The sequence below is a fragment of the Pontimicrobium sp. MEBiC01747 genome (assembly GCF_053601635.1).
This window is the reverse complement of the sequence record NZ_JBSHNS010000031.1, coordinates 1-4,267: the sequence shown is the minus strand read 5'-3', so window position 1 is coordinate 4,267 and position 4,267 is coordinate 1. Positions and strand designations below refer to the sequence as shown.

Sequence of the window (4,267 nt, the reverse complement as noted above, 5' to 3'; positions counted from 1 at the left end):
GCCTATTAAAACTTTTAGGTTTTACTGCTAGAGAATTATCTGATTTAGGAAATACTGTAAGTCCAAATCAAAGCGATCGTGAAGCCCTGCAGGAGTACAAAGATAAATTGGATAGCAGAAGTTATCAATTAAATGCTGCAAGTGTTAGACTTACAGAGGAAATCAGAACTGTTTGGATGCCAAACCCTGATAGACCAGAAGCTGACAAACTAAAAGTAACTGCTGACGGACAATATTTAAAAGTTGTAGTTGAAGACGATATTGGTGTTGATATAGAATTAGATCAACGTTCGGAAGGTTTTCAATGGCTTGTTTCATTTTTCGTAGTCTTTTTTGCAGAAGCAATGGACAAACATAAAAATGCAATTCTACTACTTGACGAACCTGGAATGAGTTTACACGGTTTAAAACAAAGAGATTTTCGCGAGACTATTTCTAGACTTGCAGAGAAGAATCAAACCATTTACTCAACTCATTCTCCATTTTTAGTTGGTCCAGACGAACTAGATATTGTAAAGGTAGTTGAAATGAAAAACAGAAAGGAAGGCACAAAAGTACATACTACTATTTCATCAAGTGACCCGGCTGGTTTATTACCTTTACAAGAAGCTTTAGGATATGACTTAGCACAAAGTCTATTTTCCCAACAACGAAATTTAATTCTTGAGGGAATTACCGATTATTGGTATTTAGATGCTACATCACAATTATTAAGAGAATCTATAGACGAAATCCTTAATGATAAAATTGCATTAGTTTTTGCAAATTCAGCAGGTAAAGTTGTTTATTATGCAACCATTTTATTTGCTCATAACTTGAAAGTCGCTGCATTATTAGATTCTGACTCAGCTGGTGACCAAGCCGCACAACAAGAGAATTTGGTTCACACTTTAGGAAATAAGAATATTCTTAGAACAAAAGATTATGTTGAAAACGTACAGAAAGCTGAAATAGAAGATCTTCTTCGTGAAACACTTATTGAAATTGTAAAAACTGAATACGGTACAGATTGCAAAAAGATTTCTGATGAACAACCAAATAGACCTATTATTGATATTTTCACAAAAGAAGTTAACGATTTTTCAAAATATCATTTAGCAAAAAAATACATTAAATGGACTAGAGAACACAAAGCTAAAGACCTTAACTCATTAGAACTTACTAATTGGAAAAAACTAATTGTTACTATTAATAAAGTTTTAAAATAACTATGTCTGATTTTTTTACACCGTCAATTATAGCATCCATTACAGCTCTTTGCGTTTCATTTATTACTTTATTTCAATTTTTTAAAAATCAAAGATTTCAACAAAAGCAATTTGACAAAAATTTAAATCGAACTCTTACGAACAAGCTATATGATTTAAGGCTTGAACATTATCCCGAAGCTTACGAAATAACAGATTTGATACACAAGAAAAAGGGTGGTAATTATGATGCAAATCAAATTAAAGATGTACTTGAAAAATTAATAGAATGGAAAAAAGGAATTGTGAATTTAATTATTTCAGTTGAATCTAGAGATAGTTATTATGTTTTAAGAGATGTTCTTATGAAAAACCCTGCTCATCAAGAATCATTCTCTAAAGAACAAATTGAAAAAATATTCAATGCTAATAAATCTTTTAGAAAGCAATTAAGAAGAGATTTAGGATTTATGTATCGTGAAGAACGATTGAGAAGAAAATGAAAAAAGCCAGCAGGTAACAATGTATATAAAAAATAGGCGAAACAGCAATGAAATTAAGGATTTTGGCTCGTATCAAACTTTGTGCTTAACCGAAAGGTTAATGCTTTGTAATCGCCTACTTTTCATATACTAACCGTTAGCTACAATAACCAAAAAAAATGTATAAATAAGATATACCCGATAGCACAGATTTGAATACGGAAATTATACTGACAAAAATATGGTCACGGAATTTCCAAAACTGAATAAATTATTAACGGAATAAAATACAAGCAACTTACCTAACTAAAAAACCTATAATACCCACACTTTAAATAAGCCCCTTCAGGAAACCCAACAGGATGATCGGTATCATGCTCTGTTTTTTTAATAATATCAAACTTACGTTTAGACGCTAATAACGTTTGCGTATTAATATCAAAAAACGTTTGTGCTAATACTCTAGACGAACAGGAGGCCAACACTAACAAACCATTTTTAGCGGTCAATTGTACGCCTAAATTGGCTAATTGCGCATATTTCTTTTTAGCTAAGTCTATTTCCTTCTGTTGTTTTGCAAAACTTGGCGGATCAATCACAACGACATCAAAAGTTTTACCATTTTTAATTAGTTGTTTTAATTCGGCAAAAGCATCGCCAGCAATAGTATAGTGTTTTCCTGTATAGTTGTTTAGTTTACCATTTTGTAAGGCGATTTCTAAAGCCTGTTTGCTAATATCTAAACTCGTTACGGTTTTAGCACCATTTGCTAAGGCGTGTACCGAAAATCCGCCAGCATAACTAAACACATCTAAAACCGTTTTGTTTGTACTCCACTCTCCTACTTGACGTCTGTTATCTCTATGGTCTAAAAAATAACCCGTTTTATGCCCTTTAATAACATTTGCCGAAAAGTTAACCCCATGTTCTACAAATTGTACCACTTCGTTTTCTAACGCACCGTAAACCAACTCTCCATCTTTTAAATGATGACGATTAGACTGCTGTAATCCGCGACTTAGACGAATCACAATTGTTTCGCAATTAGAAACGACTTGTAAACTCTTTAAAATAGACTCTAAATACGGTAACCAAATTTCGGAATAGAGCTTTACCACTAAAACAGTTGCGTATTTATCGGCAATTAAACCAGGAAAACCATCATTTTCGCCAAATAATAATCTGTAGCTATTAGTATTGGTTTCTAAAAGCGATTGACGTTTAGAAAAGGCAGTTTTAATTTTATTATGAAAAAAGTCAGCATTAATTTGAACACTTCTGTTTTCGCTATGCAACATTTTAATTCTAATGGGAGATGCTGCATCGTATAAACCCAAACCTATAACTTTGTTTTTATTTTTTCCGAAGATAATAGCCAAATCTCCAGTTTCGGCAGTGTCATTAATCTTTGTAATATTATTAGAAAACACCCAAGGATGCCCATTAATAACAAATTGCTCTCCTTTTGCATTAAGCTTTACTGCTAAACGATTAGGTTTGTAATTGGAAATTATGGCTTTAGAAAAAGTAGACATAATTATAGTGTCAAGGCTTTAAATTGTATTTGAAGCGTTTTTTCTATTGTTTTTACACGCTGTAACTCGTTAGATAATACCAATGCTATAGATTCTCCTGTTTTACCACCTCTTGCCGTTCTACCCGATCTATGCGTATAATATTCTATATGTTCTGGTAATTGGTGGTGTATTACAAACCCTAAATTATTGACATCTATACCTCTTGCAGAGACATCTGTAGAGATTAAGATTTGTAAACTTGTGTTTTTAAAGGCTCGCATAACTTTATCGCGTTCGCGTTGTTGCATATCACCCTCTAAAGCATCCACATTAAACCCTTCGTTTTGTAATATTTGTTTTAAGGCTTGCACGCCAGCTTTTGTTCTACAAAAAATAATACCACGCTCCTCTTCTCTATCTTCTAATAAGCGCATTAACGTTTGTGGTTTATCTGGAATAGTCGTTTCTACAAAAAAGTGCGAAATATTTTCGTTAACAATACTTGTTCTATTAACAGCAATTCGTGCTGCTTTGTCCGATATGTAACGTTTTACAATAACTTTTAAATCTTCTGGCATGGTTGCCGAAAATAGCCAAGTATTCCTCTTTTTATTAGTAGTTGCTTGCAGAATGCTTGTTAAATCTTGTTTAAACCCCATGCTAAGCATTTCGTCTGCTTCATCTAAAACAACGGTATTTATGTGTTTTAAATTGACGATATTACGCTCTATTAAATCGACTAGACGCCCAGGTGTCGCCACTATAATATGCGTTGTACGTTGTAAGTTTTTTATTTGAATATCTATCTTCTCGCCACCATAAACCCCTTCAACAAAAAGTTTAACATCGTTATACTTTGTAAACTTAAACAATTGCTTTTTTATTTGCTGTACTAACTCGCGTGTTGGTGCAATGATAAGACCTTGTACTTCTTTTACATTTGGGTTTACTTTATGTAATATGGGCAAGCCAAAAGCAGCCGTTTTTCCTGTTCCTGTTTGTGCTAAACCAATAAAATCTGTTGCCGATGCCATTAAAATAGGAATGGCTTGTGCTTGAATTTCAGTTGGCACTTTAATTC

The 4,267-nt window shown here is 33.0% G+C and carries 4 protein-coding genes; 2 read left to right on the top strand and 2 right to left on the bottom strand.

Annotated elements, in window-relative coordinates:
• Together ACVC2P_RS00410 and ACVC2P_RS00405 are read left to right on the top strand one after the other, a co-directional pair.
• A partial coding sequence (locus tag ACVC2P_RS00410) for an ATP-dependent nuclease (protein ID WP_452596511.1) occupies positions 1–1,208 on the top strand: 1,208 nt, incomplete at its 5' end.
• Positions 1,209–1,210: 2 nt separating this feature from the next.
• Positions 1,211–1,690, top strand: a complete 480-nt coding sequence (locus ACVC2P_RS00405; RefSeq protein WP_452596510.1) for a hypothetical protein — start codon at positions 1,211–1,213, stop codon at positions 1,688–1,690.
• Between the two features lie 281 nt (positions 1,691–1,971).
• On the opposite strand, the gene ACVC2P_RS00400 is transcribed toward ACVC2P_RS00405, so the two are convergent.
• Both ACVC2P_RS00400 and ACVC2P_RS00395 read right to left on the bottom strand, forming a co-directional pair.
• The gene (locus tag ACVC2P_RS00400) at positions 1,972–3,204 is read right to left on the bottom strand and encodes a class I SAM-dependent rRNA methyltransferase (RefSeq protein ID WP_452596509.1); all 1,233 of its coding nucleotides are present in this window, start codon (positions 3,202–3,204) and stop codon (positions 1,972–1,974) included.
• A 2-nt stretch (positions 3,205–3,206) separates the two neighbouring features.
• Positions 3,207–4,265 (bottom strand): DEAD/DEAH box helicase, encoded by a 1,059-nt coding sequence (locus tag ACVC2P_RS00395; protein WP_452596508.1) that lies wholly within the window; start codon positions 4,263–4,265, stop codon positions 3,207–3,209.
• Positions 4,266–4,267 lie beyond the last annotated feature (2 nt).